20 protein-coding genes are annotated in these 19,840 nt (G+C 73.2%); 12 read left to right on the top strand and 8 right to left on the bottom strand.

Going from position 1 to position 19,840, the window contains the following annotated elements; translation table 11 throughout:
- Positions 1 to 36: 36 nt before the first annotated feature.
- Entirely contained in the window at positions 37 to 519 is a 483-nt protein-coding gene (locus ABZY33_RS04625) for a GNAT family N-acetyltransferase (protein ID WP_356489986.1), read from the bottom strand.
- Between the two features lie 328 nt (positions 520 to 847).
- On the opposite strand from ABZY33_RS04625, the gene ABZY33_RS04620 reads away from it, so the two are divergent.
- The 3 genes from ABZY33_RS04620 to ABZY33_RS04610 all read left to right on the top strand — a co-directional run bounded on the left by ABZY33_RS04620 (position 848) and on the right by ABZY33_RS04610 (position 2,740).
- The gene (locus tag ABZY33_RS04620) at positions 848 to 1,009 is read left to right on the top strand and encodes a hypothetical protein (protein WP_356489985.1); all 162 of its coding nucleotides are present in this window, start codon (positions 848 to 850) and stop codon (positions 1,007 to 1,009) included.
- A gap of 163 nt (positions 1,010 to 1,172) precedes the next feature.
- Entirely contained in the window at positions 1,173 to 2,048 is an 876-nt protein-coding gene (locus ABZY33_RS04615) for an SGNH/GDSL hydrolase family protein (RefSeq protein ID WP_356489984.1), read from the top strand.
- A 227-nt stretch (positions 2,049 to 2,275) separates the two neighbouring features.
- Positions 2,276 to 2,740, top strand: coding sequence for a hypothetical protein (locus ABZY33_RS04610; protein WP_356489983.1), 465 nt, complete (start codon positions 2,276 to 2,278; stop codon positions 2,738 to 2,740).
- On the opposite strand, the gene ABZY33_RS04605 is transcribed toward ABZY33_RS04610, so the two are convergent.
- Positions 2,693 to 3,118, bottom strand: coding sequence for a hypothetical protein (locus ABZY33_RS04605; protein ID WP_356489982.1), 426 nt, complete (start codon positions 3,116 to 3,118; stop codon positions 2,693 to 2,695). The genes ABZY33_RS04610 and ABZY33_RS04605 overlap by 48 nt on opposite strands.
- A gap of 456 nt (positions 3,119 to 3,574) precedes the next feature.
- On the opposite strand from ABZY33_RS04605, the gene ABZY33_RS04600 reads away from it, so the two are divergent.
- Positions 3,575 to 5,755 carry an FUSC family protein gene (locus tag ABZY33_RS04600; RefSeq protein ID WP_356490129.1) on the top strand — a complete coding sequence of 727 codons (2,181 nt, stop codon included), beginning with the start codon at positions 3,575 to 3,577 and terminating at the stop codon, positions 5,753 to 5,755.
- An 87-nt stretch (positions 5,756 to 5,842) separates the two neighbouring features.
- On the opposite strand, the gene ABZY33_RS04595 is transcribed toward ABZY33_RS04600, so the two are convergent.
- Complete coding sequence (locus ABZY33_RS04595; RefSeq protein WP_356489981.1) at positions 5,843 to 6,340, bottom strand: peptidylprolyl isomerase; 498 nt, start codon at positions 6,338 to 6,340, stop codon at positions 5,843 to 5,845.
- A gap of 198 nt (positions 6,341 to 6,538) precedes the next feature.
- Between ABZY33_RS04595 and ABZY33_RS04590 the strand changes: the two genes are divergently transcribed.
- From ABZY33_RS04590 to ABZY33_RS04565, 6 genes are all read left to right on the top strand, one after another.
- Positions 6,539 to 6,781 carry a zinc-ribbon domain-containing protein gene (locus tag ABZY33_RS04590; RefSeq protein ID WP_356489980.1) on the top strand — a complete coding sequence of 81 codons (243 nt, stop codon included), beginning with the start codon at positions 6,539 to 6,541 and terminating at the stop codon, positions 6,779 to 6,781.
- A gap of 544 nt (positions 6,782 to 7,325) precedes the next feature.
- Positions 7,326 to 8,996 carry an ATP-binding protein gene (locus ABZY33_RS04585; protein WP_356489979.1) on the top strand — a complete coding sequence of 557 codons (1,671 nt, stop codon included), beginning with the start codon at positions 7,326 to 7,328 and terminating at the stop codon, positions 8,994 to 8,996.
- Positions 8,997 to 9,100: 104 nt separating this feature from the next.
- The gene (locus tag ABZY33_RS04580) at positions 9,101 to 9,520 is read left to right on the top strand and encodes a roadblock/LC7 domain-containing protein (RefSeq protein WP_356489978.1); all 420 of its coding nucleotides are present in this window, start codon (positions 9,101 to 9,103) and stop codon (positions 9,518 to 9,520) included.
- Positions 9,517 to 9,876 carry a DUF742 domain-containing protein gene (locus tag ABZY33_RS04575; RefSeq protein WP_356489977.1) on the top strand — a complete coding sequence of 120 codons (360 nt, stop codon included), beginning with the start codon at positions 9,517 to 9,519 and terminating at the stop codon, positions 9,874 to 9,876. The genes ABZY33_RS04580 and ABZY33_RS04575 overlap by 4 nt, the downstream gene beginning before the upstream one ends.
- A complete protein-coding gene (locus tag ABZY33_RS04570; RefSeq protein WP_324768287.1) occupies positions 9,857 to 10,471 on the top strand; it encodes an ATP/GTP-binding protein in 615 nt (204 codons plus the stop codon). The genes ABZY33_RS04575 and ABZY33_RS04570 overlap by 20 nt, the downstream gene beginning before the upstream one ends.
- Positions 10,468 to 11,730: a cytochrome P450 gene (locus ABZY33_RS04565; protein ID WP_356489976.1), complete on the top strand. Its 1,263-nt coding sequence runs from the start codon at positions 10,468 to 10,470 to the stop codon at positions 11,728 to 11,730. Before ABZY33_RS04570 ends, ABZY33_RS04565 begins: the two co-directional genes overlap by 4 nt.
- A gap of 43 nt (positions 11,731 to 11,773) precedes the next feature.
- On the opposite strand, the gene trpS is transcribed toward ABZY33_RS04565, so the two are convergent.
- The 3 genes from trpS to ABZY33_RS04550 form a co-directional block, all read right to left on the bottom strand.
- Positions 11,774 to 12,841 (bottom strand): tryptophan--tRNA ligase, encoded by a 1,068-nt coding sequence (gene trpS / locus ABZY33_RS04560; RefSeq protein WP_356489975.1) that lies wholly within the window; start codon positions 12,839 to 12,841, stop codon positions 11,774 to 11,776.
- A 185-nt stretch (positions 12,842 to 13,026) separates the two neighbouring features.
- Positions 13,027 to 14,250 carry a cytochrome P450 gene (locus ABZY33_RS04555; protein ID WP_356489974.1) on the bottom strand — a complete coding sequence of 408 codons (1,224 nt, stop codon included), beginning with the start codon at positions 14,248 to 14,250 and terminating at the stop codon, positions 13,027 to 13,029.
- A gap of 139 nt (positions 14,251 to 14,389) precedes the next feature.
- Positions 14,390 to 15,430, bottom strand: a complete 1,041-nt coding sequence (locus ABZY33_RS04550) for an NAD(P)-dependent alcohol dehydrogenase (RefSeq protein WP_356489973.1) — start codon at positions 15,428 to 15,430, stop codon at positions 14,390 to 14,392.
- A 530-nt stretch (positions 15,431 to 15,960) separates the two neighbouring features.
- Between ABZY33_RS04550 and ABZY33_RS04545 the strand changes: the two genes are divergently transcribed.
- Both ABZY33_RS04545 and ABZY33_RS04540 read left to right on the top strand, forming a co-directional pair.
- Entirely contained in the window at positions 15,961 to 17,202 is a 1,242-nt protein-coding gene (locus ABZY33_RS04545; protein WP_356489972.1) for a cytochrome P450, read from the top strand.
- The gene (locus ABZY33_RS04540; RefSeq protein WP_356489971.1) at positions 17,199 to 17,405 is read left to right on the top strand and encodes a ferredoxin; all 207 of its coding nucleotides are present in this window, start codon (positions 17,199 to 17,201) and stop codon (positions 17,403 to 17,405) included. The genes ABZY33_RS04545 and ABZY33_RS04540 overlap by 4 nt, the downstream gene beginning before the upstream one ends.
- A 9-nt stretch (positions 17,406 to 17,414) precedes the next feature.
- Here the strand turns inward: ABZY33_RS04540 and ABZY33_RS04535 are convergent, their stop codons facing one another.
- Together ABZY33_RS04535 and ABZY33_RS04530 are read right to left on the bottom strand one after the other, a co-directional pair.
- Complete coding sequence (locus tag ABZY33_RS04535; protein WP_356489970.1) at positions 17,415 to 18,290, bottom strand: universal stress protein; 876 nt, start codon at positions 18,288 to 18,290, stop codon at positions 17,415 to 17,417.
- A 62-nt stretch (positions 18,291 to 18,352) separates the two neighbouring features.
- Positions 18,353 to 19,672 (bottom strand): hypothetical protein, encoded by a 1,320-nt coding sequence (locus ABZY33_RS04530; RefSeq protein ID WP_356489969.1) that lies wholly within the window; start codon positions 19,670 to 19,672, stop codon positions 18,353 to 18,355.
- Between the last annotated feature and the right edge of the window lie 168 nt (positions 19,673 to 19,840).

The following is a 19,840-nucleotide window of genomic DNA, read 5'->3' as shown; positions in this document are numbered from 1 at the left end:
AACCCTAACCCGCCAGGGGTGCCCGGAGGGACCGGCCTACAGCGCCCGGTGCATGACGTGCAGCCCGACCCGGCCGTGGCGCGGGTGGTCGTAGGCGTCCGGCACGGTGCCGACGATCCTGAAGCCGAGGGAACTCCACAGGCTCACGGCCGGGTTGGTCTCCACCACCGCGTTGAAGACCATCGCGCGGTAGCCGTCCGCGCGGGCCGCGGCGAGGACGTGCTCGGCCAGGGCCCGGCCGTACCCGTGTCCGCCGTGCGCCGGATCCACCATGAAGCCCGCGTTGGCGACGGCGGCCGCGGGTCCGCCGTAGTTGGCCTTGACGTAGGCGCTGGCCACGACCGTTCCGGCGTCGTCCGTGGCGACGAACACCCGCCGGCCGGGGCCGGTCCACAGCGCCCGCGCCTCGGGTTCGGGGGTCTCCGGGTCCCACGTGTAGCTCTCCCCGGCGCGGACGATCCGCTGCCAGAACGGCCAGATCCGCTCCCAGTCGCCGTCCCGGGCATCCCTGATCTTCATGCTCCCGAGTCTGGCACGGGGGCCGGTCCGGGCGGTCACCGCCGGGAGCGCCTGCGCGGCAGCGGGCGGTGCGACCGGGGGCGCGCCGCACGGAGCAGGTGGCGCGCCGCACGCGGACCCCGGCCCCGCGGTGGCTCGCTCGTCGACTCCCGCGGCAGACGCTCGCCGGCCCCGGCGCGGCCCGAGCCGCGGCCCGCGCGAGGCCGCCGCACACCCCCGGGCGCACCCGGCGCACCGGCGCCGCGTAGGGTCCCCCTTTGTCCCGAACCACCAGGTGGCGCGGGTGTCCCCGGGACACCGGCGCCGCGAAGAGCAGGAGCCTCGTACCGTGCCCGCACCGTCCACCGCCCCGGCGCCCATCTACGACCGTCTGGTCGACGAGCACGGCGACGTCCTCGCCGACGTACGCGAAGCGGCCCGGCGCACCGAGCGCACCGCGGAGGACGTCCTCGACTTCGCGCTCCCCGAGGGCACCCCGCCCACCAGCTGAGCGCTCCGTCCCGCTCCGTGGCCCCGTGCTCCCCAGGTCATGACTGCGTGCACGCCTATTGACTCGTTTTCGAACTCGTCGGTAGCTTCAACTGTCAGCGCTGAAATCCCCTGTCTCACACGGAACTTGGCCTTGCGCCGAGAAGGTTTCGAAGGAGCAACAGATGGTGATGCGCGCGTTCAGGAAGCACCTCGCGGCCGCGGCCGTGACGACGGCGGTGGCGGGCCTCGGCCTCACCGTCCCGGCGCAGGCGGCACCAGGGCCGCTCCCCTATGTGGCGCTCGGCGACAGCTACAGCGCCGCGTCCGGCGTCCTGCCGCTCGATCCGGCCGCGAGCCTGCTGTGCGCACGCTCCACGGCCAACTACCCGCACGTGCTCGCGGAGCGCGTCGGCGCCGCGCTGACGGACGTCACCTGCGGCGGAGCGCAGACCAAGGACTTCGCGGCGGCGCAGTACCCCGGCGTCGCCCCGCAGCTGGACGCGCTCTCCGCGCAGACCCGCCTGGTCACCATGACGATCGGCGGCAACGACAACAGCACCTTCATCAACACGATCCTGGCCTGCGCGACGGCCGGGATCGCCTCGGCCGGGCAGGGGCACCCGTGTGCGTCGCTGTACGGGGACAAGTTCACCGATGAGATCGACACCAAGACGTACCCGGCGGTGAAGGCGGCGCTCCAGGCGACCAGGAACAAGGCGCCCGGGGCCCGCGTCGCGATCCTCGGCTACCCGTGGATCATGCCGGCCACGGCCAAGGCGGGCTGCTTCCTGAAGATGCCGATCGCCTCCGGTGACGTGCCGTACGTCCGCTCCATCCAGACCCGCCTCAACAGCGCGGTGCAGCGGGCCGCGGCGGAGACCGGGGCGACCTACGTCGATCTGTCCCAGGCGTCCGAGGGACACGACGCGTGCCAGTCGAGCGGTACGCGCTGGGTCGAGCCGGCGCTGTTCGGCACGAACTTCGTGCCGGTGCACCCGAACGCGCGCGGTGAGGCGGCGATGGCCGCTCTCACGGCCGACGCGCTCGGACTCGGCTGACCGCGGCCGGGGGCGCCGCACGAAGGCGGTCTCGGGGAAGCGCGCCGAGGCGCCGTCCAGCAGGCCGCTGTCCCGGCCGCGCAGGTGCCGGTCGGAGAAGGCCGTCACATAGGTCCGCTGGGCGGCGGCTGCCCCCGGCCGGGGGCAGCGCGCCGACCCAGCCGGCGAGGGTCGCGCGGTCCACGCCGAGGCGGGCGGCGGCTTGCGGGACCAGCGTCACCGCGTCGGTGTACGTCGCGTGCCCGGCGCCGTCGGGGGTCAGGTCGCGGTGCCATCCGCTGCTGCGGTGTCACAGTTCGCGCCAGGAGGGCCCGGGTGGTGCGGTCGTCGCCCTGGCCGCCCATCAGGAGCACCGGCCGGCCCGTGCCCTCGGCGGCGACCGCCGCGAGGTGTCCCTCGCCCTGGTCGTCCTGTACGTACGCGAGGACGCCGTCGAGGTCGGCCGCGGCGGCGACGCGCCGGTCGTCGTGGCGGGCCTGGACAGCGGCGAACCCTCCTGCGGACTGACCGAACGCGCCGATCGGCGCGGGCCGCAGCCGCCCGTCGGCAAAGGCGCGCCGCACCGTGTCGAGGACGCCCCCCGAGGCCCGGCGGGGCCGCCCCTGAACGGCGCATTCCGGCAGGGAGCGGGGCCCGCGCCCGCCCTACTGCGAGGCGTCGGGAACAACCAGTCGCAGGGCGGCAGCCAGTGACAGGGCGGAGATCCCGTAGGCGGCAGGAGACGGGACCTCTGGATCGCGGGCGCGGCCGCGCTCGGCCTGGCCGGTGCGGGGCCGGGCTCTGGGCCGCGTCCGGCACTCGCGGCGTCGTGCAACACCGCCTTCGTCACGCAGGCGGGCAAGCTCGCCGACGGCGTTCAGCGGGGAGGTGCCGGTCGAGCACGCCGCGTAGAAGACGGCGACGCTGATCGGGCAGGCCCGGGTCCGGATGAATCCGCTGACCGTACGGCCCGGACGGGGCGTTTCCGGCAGCCGTACCTCGTCGCGCCCGCCACCGGCCACCGGCGCCTCGCCGCGGCGCGCCGGTCGCCGGCCCCGGCCGCGCACCGGCAGCTGCGCGATCTGCTGCACACGACGGCCGCCTCGGGGACGGCGGCGGGGGCCATGGCGGAGCCGAGCGGGGACATCGGGGCGAAGACCGGCTCCGCGGAGGTCACCGGCCGACAGGAGCCGAACGGCTGGGCGCGGTCTGGCGCAGCGACCTCGCCGCGGCCGCCGTGATGCTGCGTGGCGGCCGCGGCGGGGAGTCGGCGGGGCCGCTCGTGGCCGCGGCCCTGAAGGCGGCCGCCCATGGACGGTGACCGGGCTGGTCCACATCCGTGAACGTCGCGTCTCCCATAGCCCCGGCAGAGGCCGTGCCGGACGAGGCCATGCGCACGTCAAGGCTCCATCGGCCTCCTCGTATGCTCGGGGGCAGGACGACGGATGGATCTTGGAGTGACTGAAGTGACCCAGGCGGCACGACGGCCGAGCCGGGCCGGGACGTGGGACCGTTTCGTGGCGTCCGACCCCGGGCTGCTGCGGCTGATGGCGGGCCTGCGGACGGTCACCGCGATCGGCCTGGCACTGGCCGCGCTCGCGCTGACCGGGACCGATGTCACGCACATGGTCGCGGGCGCGATGGCGGCGATGGTCGGCACGTTCGCGATCCGGGAGAAGACGGTGCGCGGGCAGGGCGTCACCCTCGCGCTGGGGCTGCCGGTGGCGCTCGCGGCGATGGCGCTCGGCGCGCTGCTGCACCCGCACGTCGTCGCCGGGGACCTGTTCTTCGTCGCCCTGATCTTCGGCGCGGTCTACAGCCGCCGGTTCGGCGACCGGGGCACGGCGCTCGGCCTCATCGGTTTCCAGATCTATTTCGTGTCCCTGTTCGTGAACGCGTCGGTGGGCCAACTACCCCTCCTCTTCGCCACGTTGGCCATCGCCTTCGCGGCCTGCGCGGTGGCCCGCTTCCTGCTGGTGCCCGAGACGCCGCAGCGGGTGCTGGGCCGGCTGCGCGAGGCGTTCCGGGCCCGGCTCGCCCAGCTGGTGACCGCGCAGACCCGGCTGCTGGACGCCCCGCCCGAGCAGCTCGACGACGTCCTGGACGATCTGCGCCGGCACACGGCACGGCTGCACGAGAGCGCGCTGATGATCCAGGGCCGGCTCGAGGACGGCACCCGGGACGAGGCCACGGCCGCGCTGATCCAGCGCCGCGTCGCCGACGCCGAGATCAGCGCCGAGCGGCTCGGCATGCTGCTCCTGACCGCCCGCAGCGCCGAGCGCGCCGACACCCTGACGCTGCACCTGCCCGGCGCACCGGTGCCGGCCACGGGCGCGCTGCCGCCCCGCGAGGACGAGGTGACGGCAACCCTCCGCCGCGATCTGGGCGCCCTGCACCTGATGGTGGCGCGCCCGGCGGACGCCAACCGGGGCACCGCCGTCGCCCACGTGCGCAACCGGCTGCTCGGCTACCGCGACGAGGAGCGCATCCCGCCGGGCGCCACGCTCGCCGTGCAGGACGTCTTCCGCGGCATCGGTGAGGCGGCCCGCGCGGTCATGGGTCTGCGGCTCGCGCTCGACGGGCCGCAGGACGAGTCCGACGACTCGCCCGCCACGACCCGCTCACGCGAGGAGTTCGACGCGGAGGACGTCTCGATAACGGCCGAGAAGGAAGCGCCCGCAGAGACGGTGACCGAGGAGCCCACAGGGCTGCGGCGGCCCACGACCCGAGCCGCCTGCCAGGTCGCCGTCGGCTCGGCGCTCGCCATCGTCGGCGGCGAGTTCCTCTCCAGCCAGCGGTGGTACTGGGCGGTGCTGACCTGCTGGGTCGTGTTCCTGAACACGGCGTCCACGGGCGAGATCGTCGTCAAGGGCTACCGGCGGCTCCTCGGCACGGTGCTCGGCGTCGTCGCGGGGGTGGCGCTCGCCGGAGCGGTCGGCAACCAGACGGGGCTCGCCTTCGTCCTGGTCCTGCTCTGCGTGTTCGCGATGTTCTTCACCGCGCCGCTGTCCTACGCCCTGATGTCGTTCTTCGTGACGGCGATGCTGGGCCTGCTGTACACCCTCCTGAACACCTACAGCTTCGACGTACTCGTGCTGCGCATCGAGGAGACGGCGCTCGGCGCGGCCTGCGGGATCATCGCGGCGATGCTGGTGCTGCCCGTCAGGACCGACCGGCGCACCGACGAGCTGCTCGCCGCCGTCCTGGAGCGGCTCGGGGAGGTCGTGGCGGGCGCGGTGGAGCAGCTCAGCGGCGGTCCGGCCATGGACCTGCTGGACAGGGCGCGCGACCTGGACACCGCCCTCGACGACCTGCGGGCCTCCATCCAGCCGCTGACCCACCCGATCACGCCCCTGCGCGGGCGGCGCCAGACCGCCCGCTACCTGGTGGCGCTCCTCGAGACGTCCGCGTACCACGCCCGCTCGCTCGCGGCGACGGCCGAGCTGGTGCCCTACAGCAAGCGGGTGGGCGCCGATCCGCGGCTCGGGCGGGCCGCGCGCCGGATCGCGCACAACATCGACGTGCTCGTCGCGCACGTGAGCGAGACGGACACCTCGGGCAGCGTGGAGTCGGGCGCGAGCATCGCCGCGATGCTGGAGACCGACGGCCTCGGCGTCCCGGCCGCCAACACCGTCACCTTCCGCGTCCTGCGCCATCTGCAGCGCCTCGACGAGGGCATCACCGGTCTGGCCAGGCCGCTGGACGTGCCGGTCGGGCCGCGCAAGTAGGAGCGCCGCCGCGCCGGTCCGTCGCGGGCACGACACGAGCCGGGGCCCCCACCGGTACGGCGGGGGCCCCGGCTCTGCGCGGACCGGTCAGAGCTGGCCGGACTCGGCGATCGTGATCTTGGCGGAGGTGGCGCCGCTGCGGGAGCCGAGGGCCTCGATCTTCTTCACGAGCTCCATGCTGGACTCGTCCGCGACCTCGCCGAAGACGACGTGCTTGCCGTCGAGCCAGTCGGTGACGATGGTCGTGACGAAGAACTGCGAGCCGTTGGTGTTCGGGCCGGCGTTGGCCATCGAGAGCAGGCCCGGCTTGGTGTGCTTGAGCTGGAAGTTCTCGTCGGCGAACTTCTCGCCGTAGATGCTCTTGCCGCCCGTGCCGTTGCCGGCGGTGAAGTCGCCGCCCTGCAGCATGAACTGCGGGATGACGCGGTGGAAGGACGAACCGGCGTAGCCGAAGCCCTTCTCGCCCGTGCACAGGGCACGGAAGTTCTCCGCGGTCTTCGGGACGACGTCCTCGAAGAGGTTGAACGTGATCCGCCCAGCGGGCTCGTCGTTGATCGTGATGTCGAAGTAGGTCTTGATTGCCATACCGCAATCCTTGCATCACGACCCCCGGAACACCGACTCGACCCGGGTCGCACCGCCAGTTCCGCACACAGGGTGAGGCATCCGGCACACAGGGTGACGGACCCGCTCCCCCGGACCGGACCTGTGACGGGCGCGCTGCCTACGATGACGTTCCGGCCCTCCCGTTCGGCGGGGGCCACCGAACGGGAGGGACCGGCAATGATCATCTTCGGTACGCGGGGGTACGTGTTCCAGCTCGCGATACTCACCTTCGTGTGCGGCGCCTGCGGCAACCCCGCGGCGCACACGCTGCGCAAGTACGTCACCAAGTTCACGCTGTTCTTCATCCCGCTCTTCCCGGTCTCGACGAAGTTCCGCACGCAGTGCACGTTCTGCGGGATCGAGCACCAGGTACCCAAGGAGCACGCGGAGGCCATGCTGGCGCAGCCGGCCCGGGTGTGAGCGACGCCGGACAGGCCCGGGCAGGAGAAGGCCCCGACGCCTCACGGGGGGGAGGAGGCGGCGGGGCCACAGACTCGAGCGCCCGGGGGGGGTGGGCTGCTTGAGCCGCTCTGTGTGCTCGTGCCCCTGAACTTGCGGAGCATGCCTGCCTCATGCCGACTTTCTTCGCGGCAATTTCTCTGACCCGATGATGGCCGAAACCGTTCGGTCGCGGACCGGGCGGCGCCGCCCCGGGCAGGAAGCGGGCCGCCCGCCCGCGCGTTCGGACCTGCGGTCCCGCCCCGCGCCCGCGCATTTGCGCGGCTGGAACGGCTCGTAGCAGAGTTAGCACGCCCCCGCCGGAGGACGGCGAGTTCACGACGAAGTTCCCGGCGGCGCCAACTGCCCGGCTTGTCCGGTCTGTTCGGCGCGCGGCATGGCTAGCATGAACGCTCGTACGGTCCGGAAGATCGGCGTCCCCTTCGAACGCCCGCTGACCGGATCCGCAGCCGACGTGACCGGCCGGCTCGTCGCTTCCCCACTCAAGGACCGAGGGACCCGCGGAATGTCAGTGCCTGCACCGCCCAGCCCGCACGCGATGGCCAGGAGGGGGCGCTCCTCGCTCGGTGCGGCGCTCGCCGTGCTCGTGGTGGCGGCCGCCGCCGCGGGCGCCGCGACGGCCCTCGCGCCGTCGGCCGCCCGCACCTGGGCCGTGTGGACGGCCGTGACCGCCTGGGTGTGTCTGGCCGTCGCCGTCGTGGCGGGCACCGTCCTGCTCGGCCGTGCCCGGCGGGACGCCGCCCGCGTCCGGCAGGAACTGGCCCAGGCCCGGAGCCGGTCGACCCAGCAGGCGGCGGAGGCGGCGCAGCTGGTGAACGTGACGCTGCCCGGCGTCGTACGGCAGTTGCGCGAGACGGCGAGCACCGGTCCGACGACAGCGCCGTCCGATCCGCAACTGCGCCGCGTCCTGGAGGAGTTCACGGCCGGCGTCGAGCTGGCCGTGCGTGAGGCCGTGCACGCCGCGGCGGAGCGCGACGCCGCCCGGGGCGAGCTGGCGCGCGGCGCCGAGCAGTTGGAGCGGCTGACTGCGGAAACGTTCCCGGCCGCCGTCGCCCGGCTGCGTGACGGGGCGTCCGCGGACACCGTCCTGGCGGAGCTGGACTGGCCCGACAGCCCGCTGCTGCGGCTGCCGGCCGAGGGGTTCGTACGCGAGCTGGCGCTGAGCGAGCGCCGGGCCGCAGCCGCCCAGGCCGCCTCGGCCAAGGCGCTCAGCCGGGTGCAGGCCAAGTCCGTGAGCATGCTGGCCGATCTGCGCACCATGCAGGAGCGGCACGGCGAGGAGGTCTTCGGCGATCTGCTGCGCCTGGACCACGCCACGTCCCAGCTGGGCCTGATGACCGACCGGCTGGCGCTGCTGATGGGCGGCCGCTCCAGCCGCGCCTGGAACAAGCCGATCGTCATGGAGAGCGTGCTGCGCGGCGCCGTCGGCCGGATCGCCGCCTACCAGCGGGTGCGGCTGCACTGCGCCACGGACGCGGCGATCGCCGGGTTCGCGGCCGAGGGCGTGATGCACCTGCTGGCCGAGCTGATGGACAACGCGGCGAACTTCTCGCCGCCCATCGACGAGGTCCACGTCTACGTCGAGGAGCGCTCCGCCGGGCTCGTCGTGACCATTGAGGACAGCGGCCTGAAGATGGCCGACGCGGCGATGCGGCGCGCGGAGCAGTCGGTGTCGGGGCAGATCACCGACCTGGCCTCGCTGCAGGGCACCCGGCTCGGGCTCGCCGTCGTGGGCCGGCTCGCCGCGAAGTACCGCATCGACGTCAACTTCCGGCCCTCCTCGCGGGGTGGCACCGGCGTCGTGGTGCTGCTGCCGCCCCAGCTCCTCGCCCAGCAGCGCGACGTCGTGCAGGCCCTCGCGGTGCCCGCGCCGCGTCCGGCCCCGGCGGAGACCCACGAGCGCGCCGAATCCGCCGGTGACGGCGGGCCGTCCGAGCGCACCGCGTCCGGCGAACCCCGGCCCGCCCAGCCGGTCTCGGCCACCTTGAACGGGCTGCCGGTGCGGCCGCCCGGGCGCACCATGGCCGCCGCCGAGCAGGACCGCGGCCGGCCGGCCCCCGCCCCCGCTCCCGCTCCCGCCGCCGAGCGGCCCGCGCAGCCCGGCCGGGACGCGGGGGCCCGCTTCGGCGCCTTCCACCGCGCCCGCAAGGCCAAGGACGGCGACCGGCCGCAGTAGGCCGCGGCCCGCTCGCACGACCCTCAGACCCCCCGCTCGACACCGTGAGATTGGAGGCACGGGCGGTGCCCGGCACAGCCGGGCGATCACCGTCCGACCCCACCATGCAGACCACTGACACCAGCCTGACCTGGCTCCTGGAGAGCCTGCTGGAGCGCACCCCGGGCACGCGCCACGCCCTCGTCCTGTCCCGGGACGGGCTCAAGCTGTGCTGGAGCGAACATCTGACCCTCGACCAGGCCGACCAGCTGGCGGCGATCTGCTCCGGCATCCAGGCCCTCGCCCAGGGCGCCTCGGTGGAGTTCGGCGACGGGACCGGCGGCGTGCGGCACTCGATGACCGAGTTCCACGGCGGGCTGCTGTTCATCGTGGACGCGGGCGACGGCGCGCATCTGGCGGTCGTCGCCGACGAGGACGCCGATCCGGGCGTGGTCGGCCACCAGATGACGGAGCTCGTGGAGCAGATCGGTGAGCACCTGCGGGCCGCGCCGCGCCAGTCCCCCGCGGGGGGCGGCGCCTCGTGACGCGCCGGCCGGTGGACACCGGGGCCCCGGACCGGCTCTACACGGTCACCGGTGGCCGCAGCCGCACCGACGACGCCTCGTTCGACCTGGTGACGCTGGTGGTCAGCGAGTGCGAGCCGACCGCGGGGATGCAGTCCGAGCACGTACGGATCCTGGAGCTGTGCCGGCAGCCCGCGGCCGTCGTGGAGATCGCCGCCGAACTGCGGCTGCCGATCACCGTGGTGCGCATCCTCCTCGGTGATCTGCTGGCCGGCGGCAAGGTCACCGCCCGGCATCCGCGGGCGGCCGCCGCCGTCGCCGAACTCCCCGATTCCGCCCTTCTGCAGGAGGTGCTCCATGGGCTCCGCAACCTCTGAACTGCCCGCGCGCACGCCGCTCGGCGCCCTCGCGGACACCGGCCTGAAGATCGTCGTGGTCGGCGGGTTCGGCGTCGGCAAGACCACGCTGGTGCGCTCGGTGAGCGAGATCCGCCCGCTCAACACCGAAGAGGTGATGACGCAGGCCGGCGTGGGCGTCGACGAGACGACGGGCGTGGCGGCGAAGACCACGACCACGGTCGCCTTCGACTTCGGCCGCATCAGCCTCAACGACCGTATGGTGCTCTATTTGTTCGGCGCGCCCGGCCAGGAGCGGTTCTGGTTCCTGTGGGACCGGCTCTTCTCCGGGACGCTCGGCGCCGTCGTACTCGTCGACACGCGCCGGATGGACGACTCCTGGTACGCGATCGACCGTCTGGAACACCACGGAACGCCCTTCGTGGTGGCGGTCAACCGGTTCGACGACGAGCCGGTGCGCCACTCCCTCGACGAGATCCGGCAGGCCCTCGCGCTGCCGGAGCACGTGCCGATGGTCGACTGCGACGCCCGCGTCAGGTCGTCGGGCAAGGACGTGCTGATCACCCTCGTGGACCACCTGTACGCGATGGCCATGGCCCAGGAGACGACACCGTGACCGAGCAGAGCCCGCTCCCTTCGACCGGCGCGCCGGCCGGCTGCCCCGCCCACGCGGGCGCGGTCCCGCTCAGCGGCCTGGAGTACCAGCAGACGCCCTCGCAGCTGTACCGCTCGCTGCGCCGGGACCACGGTCCGGTGGCGCCGGTGCTGCTCGACGGGGACGTGCCCGCGTGGCTGGTCCTCGGGTACTCCGAGGTGAGTTATGTGACCGCGCACGACGAGCTGTTCGCGCGGGACTCCCGGCGCTGGAACCAGTGGGAGCACATCCCCGAGGACTGGCCGCTGCTGCCGTTCGTCGGCTACCAGCCCTCGGTGCTGTTCACCGAGGGCGCCGAGCACCAGCGGCGCGCCGGGGTGATCACGCACGCCCTGGAGCAGGTCGACCAGTTCGAGCTGGCCCGGGACTGCGGGATCATCGCGGACCGGCTGATCTCCGCCTTCGCGGGCAGCGGGCAGGCCGAGCTGATGGACGCGTTCGCGCACGCGCTGGCGATGACCGCCGCGGTGCAGATGTGCGGCATGCCGCACACGGGCACGGACACCCAGGACCTGGTGGACGACCTGAAGATCTCGCTGGACGCGGCCGAGGGCGACGACCCGGTTGCCGCGTACGTGCGGGTCGGCGAGCGGATCCAGCGGCTGGTGAAGGAGAAGCGGGAGCGGCCGGGCGCCGACGTCACCTCGCGGATGATCCAGGATCCGGCGGGGCTGACCGACGAGGAGATCGTGCAGGACCTGATCTCGGTGATCGCCGCGGCGCAGCAGCCGACGGCGAACTGGATCTGCAACACGCTGCGGCTGCTCCTGACGGACGAACGGTTCGCCCTGAACGTGTCGGGCGGGCGGCTGAGCGTCGGTGAGGCGCTGAACGAGGTGCTCTGGCTGGACACGCCGACACAGAACTTCATCGGCCGCTGGGCGGTGCGCGACACGCAGCTGGGCGGACGGCAGATCCGGGCGGGCGACTGCCTGGTCCTCGGGCTCGCGGCGGCCAACACCGATCCGCAGATCTGGCCGGAGTCCCATGTCGGGGCGGAGAACGCGGCGCACCTGTCGTTCAGCAACGGCGAGCACCGCTGCCCCTACCCGGCTCCCCTGCTGGCCGACGTGATCGCGCGTACGGCGGTGGAGACGCTGCTCGACCGGCTGCCCGACCTCGTCCTCGCGGTGGACCCCGCGGAGCTGAAGTGGCGGCCGTCGATCTGGATGCGGGGGCTCACGGCGCTGCCGGTCGCCTTCACGCCGGTCGTGCAGTGAGCCGCTGTGCACCCGCGGCGCGGGTGCACAGTCCGGTGGGTCTTCAGTAGTCGGCGTTCATGGCGGCCCGCACGTCTTTCAGGGTCGCCTCGGCGATCGCGACGGCCCGCTCGTTGCCCGCCCGCAGGACGTCCCTGACGAGGCGGCGGTCCTGGGCGTAGGCCGCGCGGCGGGCACGCAGGGGCGCGAGGCAGGTGTTGACGGACTCGGTGACGCGGCGCTTGAGGGCGGCGGCGCCGCCGGAGCCGATCTCCTCGGCGACCTGCCGGGGGTCGGCGTCCTCGCACAGCGCGGCGAGCAGGACCAGCGAGGCGACCTCGGGGCGGGCGGCCGGGTCGTAGGTGATGTGCCGCTCGGCGTCGGTCCTGGCGCCGCGGACAAGGCGCGCGGTCTCGTCCGCGTCGGCGGCCAGGGCGATGGCGTTGCCGCGGCTCTTGCTCATCTTCGTGCCGTCGGTGCCGAGCAGCAGCGGGGCGGTGGACAGCAGCGCGTCGGGCAGCGGGAAGACCGGCCGGCCGGCGCCGTAGCGCTCGTTGAAGCGGCGGGCGACGGTACGGGTGACCTCCAGGTGGGGCAGCTGGTCCTGGCCGACCGGCACCAGGTTCGCCCGGCAGAAGAGGATGTCGGCGGCCTGGTGCACGGGGTAGGTGAACATCAGGCCGCTGACGGCCGCCTGCCGGGAGTGGGCGATCTCGTCCTTGACCGTGGGGTTACGGCTCAGTTCGGCGACGGAGACGAGGCTGAGGAAGGGCAGCAGCAGCTGGTTGAGCGCGGGCACGGCGCTGTGCGCGAAGATCGTGGCGCGGTCCGGGTCGATGCCGACGGCGAGGTGGTCGAGGACCAGCTCCTCGACGTGGGCGGTGAGGCGCTCGGCGACGTCCCGGTCGGTCAGGACCTGGTAGTCGGCGACGAGGACGAACGTCTCGACGCCGAGGTCCTGGAGTCTGACGCGGTTGCGCAGCGTGCCGAAGTAGTGGCCGAGGTGGAGCCGGCCGGTGGGGCGGTCGCCGGTGAGGACCCGGAAGCGGCCGGGCTCCTTGCGGATCAGCTCCTCCAGCTCCGCGCTGCGGCGCTGGGCGGCGGTGGTGCCGAGGCTGTCGGTGACGGTCATGGTCTCTCCCTGGGGTCATGGCCGCCCTCGGGACGGCATGACTTCCACGGGAAGCAACGAAAGGGCCGTCCGGGGACGGCCCTTTGGATTCGTGCATGGCTGCGGCCGCCTCTAAGTGAGGCGCCACCAGCTGAGACACGAGAAGCGATGCATCCGGCGATTCTAACACCCGCCCCGGGGGCTGATCAGGGCGCCAGTGGCGTGAACCGCACCGGCAGCGACTGCGGGCCCCGGGTGAACACGCCCGCCTCGACCGGGTCGAACCCGTCAACGAACCGGACGTCCGGCATGGCGTCGAGCAGCTGGTTCACCCCGGTCTCCACCTCGGCCTTGGCGAGCAGGGCGCCGACGCAGAAGTGCCGGCCCAGGGCGAAGGCGAGGTGGTCGGCGGCGGCCGAGAAGGCGGTCGTGGCCGTCAGGTCCGCGCGGAAGAGGTCGAAGCGGTCGGGGTCCTGGTAGCGGTCCTCGTCGCGGTTGGCGGCGCCGATGAGGCAGGTGACGGTGGCGCCGGCGGGGATGGTGCCGCCGCTGACCTCGACGTCGACCGCCGACTGACGCATGATCATGTGGACGGGCGGGGTGTAGCGCAGGGTCTCGGCGAAGGCCCGGGGGATCAGCGACCGGTCCGCGCGGACGGCGGCCAACTGCTCGGGGTTCATCAGCAGGTTGGCGAAGATGCTGGCGATGGCCTTGTCGGTGGTCTCGCCGCCGGCGGCGAGCAGCAGGCTGCAGAAGGCCTTGATGTCCTCGTCGCTCATCCGGACGCCGTCGACCTCGGCGGCGCAGAGCGTGGAGAGCAGGTCGTCGCCGAGGTTCTCGCGGCGCGCCTGGATGATCGGGATCATGTACTCGGCGAACTCGGCGCGGGTGCGCTCCCCCGCCGCGGTGACCTCCGCGTCGCCGGACAGGTTGCCGAGGAAGGCGATGACGGCCGTGTACCAGCCGTGGAAGCGGGCGTGGTCGGCCTTGTCGAGGCCGAGCATGTCGGCGATGACGTTGACCGGGAAGCGGGTGGCGTAGTCGTGGACGAGGTCGCAGGCGCCGGCCGTGCGGAACTGGTCTATCAGCGCCCGTGAGTTGGCCTCGATGACGGGCAGGAACTTCTCCTGGAGATCGCTGCCGCGGAAGGCCGGGGCGACCAGGGCGCGGCGCACCGCGTGTTCGCGGCCGCTGAGCTGGAGGATCGTCTTGCCGTGGACGGGCTCCAGCTGCCAGTCGTAGTTGTCGGTGGTGAACTGCGCGTCCTTGTCCTTGAAGACGCGTTCCACGTCCGCGTACCGCGAGACGATCCAGCTCTGCGTCGCCTCGTGCCAGTAGAGCGGCGCGGACTCGCGCATCACGCGGTACGCGGGGTAGGGGTTCTCGGCGAACTCCGGCGAAAGGATGTCGGGGACCTGGGCGGTGGTCATGGAGCTCCCTGCGTGGGTGACGGACGATCCGCCCTCCAGGCTATTGATCACCCGTCACCCGGAACAGCCCTCCGGGCGCCGACAGTTGAGCTTTGCACGAACCAGCTGGCCGAAAACCGGCTGCCGCAGGCGGCTGGTGTCAGCCGTTGGGCAGGATCACCGCGCGTCCGTTGATCTTGCCGTCGTGGAGCCGCTCATAGGCGAGGGGCGCCTCGTCGAGCGAGTACGTCTCGGTGTGCACGGAGACGGCGCCCGTCCGCGCGAGGTCGAGGACCTCGATCAGCTCGCCGCGGCTGCCCCAGTACGGCGCGCTGACGCTGACCTCGAAGTTCGTCTGCCCGAAACCGACCGGCAGCGTGCCGCCGCCGATGCCGACGATGACGACGTCGCCCTCGATGGCGGCGACTGCGCCCGCGGTCTCGACCGTGGGCTGGACGCCGACGAAGTCGAAGACGGCCTCGGCGCCGCGGCCGCCGGTCAGCTCCTTGACCCGGCCGGCCGCCCCGGCGTCCGACAGGATCGCCTCGTGCGCGCCGACGGTGCGGGCGAGCGCGAGCTTGTCCTCGGAGACGTCGAGGGCGATGACGCGGGCCGCGGTCATGGCGCGCAGCAGCTGGATGGCGACGTGGCCGAGGCCGCCGGTGCCGATGACGACCGCGGTGGAGCCGGGCACGAGCTTGGGCAGCGAGCGCTTGATGGCGTGGTACGGGGTGAGGCCGGCGTCGGTGAGCGGGACGGTGGCGACCGGGTCGAGCCCGTCGATCGGCACGAGGTGCCGGGGGTCGTCCACGATCATGTACTCGGCCATGGAGCCGGGGGCGCCGAGGCCGGGCGGGCGGATGCCCAGCTCGTCGGCGCGCAGGCAGTAGTTCTCCTTGCCGTGGGCGCAGTTGGCACAGGTGCCGCAGCCCCAGGGGCCGTAGACGGCGACGGAGTCACCCTCTTCGAGGCCCCGCACGCCCGCGCCGAGACCGGCGACGGTGCCGACGCCCTCGTGGCCGAGGGTGAGCGGCAGCGGGTACGGGAAGCTCTCCGCGGGCCAGCTCATCACGGCGATGTCGGAGTGGCAGACGCCGGCGGCCGTGACCTTCAGGAGGACCTGGCCGGGGCCGGGCCGCGGATCGGGGACGGTGACGACCTCGGGTGCTGCCCCGACGGTCCGGTACTGAAGTGCCTTCATGGCTCGACTCCTTCGTCGCTCGCGCGGACCCCCGCTCCTCCACGGTAACGCGACGAAGTCCCGTTGGGACACATGTCCCGCTGGGACATGCGCCACGGCACAAAAAAGACCCCGACCGTACGGGGGAGAACGGTCGGGGCCTTCGCTCATAAGTTTAACAGCGAACCAACCGTGCTTCGCACACCTCTCCGAGGGCGGCGCGTGAGGTCGGACACACCCCCGCAACCACCACACATGCCGCGTTTCGCCCGCCCACGGTTCGGACGGCACGATTCCGGTCGCCGTGGCGTCCGGTTCCGGCCGCGCGGGACAGGTACGCGGACGCCCGCGGGCCCCGGCCACCGCCCCGAGCTGAGCAGACGCGGCCGGGGCTCGAACACGTGCGAACGGCACCGGCCAGTTGCCCGGCCCGGCCATCTGGCCGGTCTTGTCGTGGACGACATAGATGCCTGGGGCATCCAATGGTCGAGGAGCGCGGAACGACCAGCTCCGCGCGTACGGACGACAAGCACTGCGAGGCGATCCGATCCATGACGCACTCCACGACGGACCCGGCCCGCCAGGACCTGAACCCCACCCCTTCCGCGCAGCCATCCGTGGCCTTCCCCCAGGACCGGGGCTGCCCCTACCACCCGCCCACCGGCTACACCCCGCTGCGCGAGGCGAGCCCGCTCGGCCGGATCACGCTCTACGACGGGCGCCCGGCCCGGGTCGTCACCGGCCACGCCCTGGCGCGTCAGCTGCTCGCCGACCCCCGGCTCTCCACCGACCGCAACCGGCCCGGTTTCCCGGCGACGAGCGAGCGGCTCGCCCAGGTGCGGGCGCGGCGCGTGGCCCTGCTCGGGGTGGACGACCCGGAGCACAACGCCCAGCGCCGCATGCTGATCCCGAGCTTCTCGCTGAAGCGGATCACCGCGCTGCGGCCGCAGATCCAGCAGACCGTGGACCAGCTGCTCGACGCGATGGAGCGGCAGGGGCCGCCCGCCGAACTCGTCAGCTCCTTCGCGCTGCCGGTGCCGTCCATGGTGATCTGCGCCCTGCTCGGCGTGCCCTACGCCGACCACGAGTTCTTCGAGGAGCGCTCGCGGGTGCTGCTGCGCGGCCCCGCGGCGAGTGACGTGGAGCGGGCGCGCGACGAGCTGGAGTCCTATCTCGGTGCCCTGATCGACCGCAAGCGCGGCGAAGGAGGCGAGGGACTCCTGGACGAGCTGATCCACCGGGAGGGGCCGGAGGGGCCGCCCGACCGGGACCAGCTGATCGCGTTCGCGGTGATCCTGCTGATCGCCGGGCACGAGACGACCGCGAACATGATCTCGCTCGGCACCTTCACCCTGCTGCGCCACCCCGAGCAGTTCGCCGCGGTGCGCTCCGGCGAACTGCCGACGGCCGTGGCCGTGGAGGAGCTGCTGCGCTACCTGTCGATCGCGGACGGACTGCTGCGCGTCGCGCGGGAGGACATCGAGGTGGCCGGAGAGACGATCCGGGCCGGGGAGGGCGTGGTCTTCTCGACGTCGCTCATCAACCGCGACGAGGACGCGTTCGCCGCGGCGGACGCCCTCGACTGGGACCGCTCGGCCCGCCACCACCTCGCGTTCGGCTTCGGCGTCCACCAGTGCCTCGGCCAGAACCTCGCCCGCGCCGAACTGGAGATCGCCCTGCGCACCCTCTTCGACCGCCTGCCGGGGCTCCGGCTCGCCGCCCCCGCCGAGGAGATCCCCTTCAAACCGGGCGACACGATCCAGGGCATGCTCGAACTGCCCGTGGCGTGGTGAGCGCCGTGCGGATCGAGGTCGACAAGGAGCGGTGCGTGGGCGCGGGCATGTGCGCGCTGACGGCGCCGGACGTCTTCACGCAGGACGACGACGGGTTCAGCGAGGTGCTCCCGGGCGCCGCCGAGCGCGCCGGGGAGCATCCGATGGTCAAGGAGGCGGTACGCGCCTGTCCGGTGGCGGCGGTGACGCTCACCGGACCGTGAGCGCGGACCTCACGCGTGCGGCACCACGGCGACCGGGCACGGCGCGTGGTGCAGCACCGCGTGCGCGACCGAGCCGATCCGGGCGCCGACGGCGGTGCGGCGGGCACGCCGCCCGACGACCAGGAGCTGTGCCCGCGGTGCCACCGAGAGCAGCACCTGGCCCGCGCTGCCGATCTCGACGTGCTCGGTGACGGGCACCTCGGGAAAGCGCTCGCGCCAGGGGGCGAGCGCCTCGCCGAGCGCCTTCCTCTCGTACGGCTCCATGCCGCCGGACTCGTCGAGGAGTTCGAGGGAGGCGGGGCTGTAGGCGAAGACCGGCGGCAGGCTCCAGGCGCGGACGGCGAGGACGCCGGCGCCGCGGGCCGCCGCCGTGCGGAAGGCGACGTCGAGGGCGGCGGCGCTGTCCAGCGGGTCGCCCTCCTGTCCGACGACCACCTCGCGCCCGGCGGCCTCGGCGGACGCCCGGTCGTCCGAGCGGACCAGCACCACCGGCCGCTCGGCCCGGGCGATGACCTGCTGGCCGACCGAGCCGAGCAGGAAGCCGAGGAGCGGCCCCTGGCCGCGGGAGCCGAGGGCGAGCAGTTCCGCGTCCCGGGCCGCCGCGACGAGCGCGTCCGGGGCCTCGTCCCCGGCGAGGAGCTCGGTGGTGACCGTGAGGCCCGGGTGCCGCTCCTCGGTCTCCCGCCCGGTCCGCGCCAGCAGGTCATGGGCCCACCGGGCCAGGGCGCTCTCGTCGGCGGCGAGGGCCGGGACCTCGGGCACCGGGGTCCCCACGTGCACCAGGCGCAGCGGCAGCTCGCGCCGCACCGCCTCACGCGCCGCCCAGGCGGCCGCGGCCGCGCTCTCGGGTGATCCGTCCACACCTGCGGTGATCGGCCTGGTCATGGGAGTCCTCCTGGTTCCGCGCGGCGGGTCGTCGGCGGCCGCCGTCCACCGACGATCCTGCCTCACTGCGCCGGCCGGCCGCCCGCTCCCTGGGCCGCCCTCTCGTGCCGCTCCCGCGTATCGGGCTCCTTCTCCTTCTTCTCCGGGCGCAGGAAGCGGTGCCAGCCGCCCGCCGGTCGCTCGCCCACGTCCAGCTCGCGCAGCTTGGCGAGGACGGCGGGGTCCTGCGCGTCGAGCCAGTCGACGAACTGCCGGAAGGAGACGAGCCGTACGTCCTTCTTGTCGGCGATCTGCTTCAGCGCCGCTTCGACGGCGTCCATGTAGATGCCGCCGTTCCACTCCTCGAAGTGGTTGCCCACGAAGAAGGGGGCCCGGTTCGTCTCGTAGGCCCGCTGGAAGCCGGCGAGATAGGCCTCGGTGGCCTGGGTGCGCCAGCCCGGGTAGTTGGCGGCCGGGGCGCGGGTGGAGTTCTTGGACTGGTTGGCGAGGATGTTGTAGTCCATCGACAGGACCTCGAAGCGGTGGCCGGGGAAGGGGATGGCCTGCAACGGCAGGTCCCAGATCCCGTGTTTCTTCTCGGGCCAGCGCTGTTCGCCGCCGGGGGACGACGCGTCGTAGCGCCAGCCCAGCTCGCGGGCGACCGGCAGCAGGTTCTCCTGGCCGAGCAGGCAGGGGGTGCGGCCGCCGACGAGTTCCTGGTCGTAGTCGAAGGGCAGGGACGGGTGCTCGTGCCAGCCGGTGTTGCTGCGCCAGGTCTTGACGAACTCCCGGGCCTGCTCGATCTCGCTGCGCCACTGCGCGGCGCTCCAGTGGGCGACGGAGCCGGAGCCGCCGCAGAAGTGCCCGTTGAAGTGCGTGCCGATCTCGTGGCCCTCCAGCCAGGCCTGATGGACGTACTTCAGGGTCTCCTTGACGTGGCCGTCGGTGAGGTAGCCGATGTCGGAGGCGCCGACGGGGTTGTTCGGCGGCCGGTACAGGCGCTTCTTCGCCTCCGGCAGGACGTACAGGCCCGAGAGGAAGAAGGTCATGTGGGCGCCGTGCTCGCGGGCCAGTTCCAGGAAGCGGGGGAAGAGGCCGTTGCCGACCTCGCCCGCGCCGTCCCAGGAGAAGACCACGAACTGCGGCGGCCGCCGGCCCGCTTCGAGCGGGGTGGCCGGGCGGGGCTGGTGCGGCTGCTTCCCGGTGTACGAGGTCGACCCATCGCCGATCAGCACGGGCGCGGCCTTCCGCGCTCCCGCGAGCTGGTCGGGGCGGCGGCCGGGGCCGGCCGGGGGCTCTTCCCCGGCCGGTCCGCCGCCGCATCCTGCGAGGCTCGCGGCGGCGGCTCCCAGGCCGACCCCGAGCCCCAGGCGTGCCGCGCCTCTGCGGCTGATTCCACTCATGGACATCCCCATCCGCGCCGGTTGCGGGCGCGTCGTCTGTCCCCCCTTGACGGACACCGACCTTGGCACCGTAGGTCCGATAAACCCACAAATCACACATTTGGTGCGGCGCGCCGTGGAGAAGGACCCAGGGCGGGGCTCGGGCTTCACCGGGCGTTCACCCGGGAG

Source organism: Streptomyces sp. NPDC006552 (assembly GCF_040611655.1).
GTDB lineage: Bacteria > Actinomycetota > Actinomycetes > Streptomycetales > Streptomycetaceae > Streptomyces.
Note: the sequence above shows the minus strand (reverse complement) of the source record. Positions and strands in the feature narration are given on the sequence as shown.

Excerpts from the sequence above, each read along its gene's own strand:
- ABZY33_RS04625 (WP_356489986.1), bottom strand. The coding sequence starts at position 519 with ATGAAGATCAGGGATGCCCGGGACGGCGACTGGGAGCGGATCTGGCCG.
- ABZY33_RS04615 (WP_356489984.1), top strand. The coding sequence starts at position 1,173 with ATGGTGATGCGCGCGTTCAGGAAGCACCTCGCGGCCGCGGCCGTGACG.
- ABZY33_RS04600 (WP_356490129.1), top strand. The coding sequence starts at position 3,575 with ATGGCGGGCCTGCGGACGGTCACCGCGATCGGCCTGGCACTGGCCGCG.
- ABZY33_RS04595 (WP_356489981.1), bottom strand. The coding sequence starts at position 6,340 with ATGGCAATCAAGACCTACTTCGACATCACGATCAACGACGAGCCCGCT.
- ABZY33_RS04590 (WP_356489980.1), top strand. The coding sequence starts at position 6,539 with ATGATCATCTTCGGTACGCGGGGGTACGTGTTCCAGCTCGCGATACTC.
- ABZY33_RS04585 (WP_356489979.1), top strand. The coding sequence starts at position 7,326 with ATGTCAGTGCCTGCACCGCCCAGCCCGCACGCGATGGCCAGGAGGGGG.
- ABZY33_RS04580 (WP_356489978.1), top strand. The coding sequence starts at position 9,101 with ATGCAGACCACTGACACCAGCCTGACCTGGCTCCTGGAGAGCCTGCTG.
- ABZY33_RS04570 (WP_324768287.1), top strand. The coding sequence starts at position 9,857 with ATGGGCTCCGCAACCTCTGAACTGCCCGCGCGCACGCCGCTCGGCGCC.
- trpS (WP_356489975.1), bottom strand. The coding sequence starts at position 12,841 with ATGACCGTCACCGACAGCCTCGGCACCACCGCCGCCCAGCGCCGCAGC.
- ABZY33_RS04555 (WP_356489974.1), bottom strand. The coding sequence starts at position 14,250 with ATGACCACCGCCCAGGTCCCCGACATCCTTTCGCCGGAGTTCGCCGAG.
- ABZY33_RS04550 (WP_356489973.1), bottom strand. The coding sequence starts at position 15,430 with ATGAAGGCACTTCAGTACCGGACCGTCGGGGCAGCACCCGAGGTCGTC.
- ABZY33_RS04545 (WP_356489972.1), top strand. The coding sequence starts at position 15,961 with ATGACGCACTCCACGACGGACCCGGCCCGCCAGGACCTGAACCCCACC.
- ABZY33_RS04535 (WP_356489970.1), bottom strand. The coding sequence starts at position 18,290 with ATGACCAGGCCGATCACCGCAGGTGTGGACGGATCACCCGAGAGCGCG.
- ABZY33_RS04530 (WP_356489969.1), bottom strand. The coding sequence starts at position 19,672 with ATGAGTGGAATCAGCCGCAGAGGCGCGGCACGCCTGGGGCTCGGGGTC.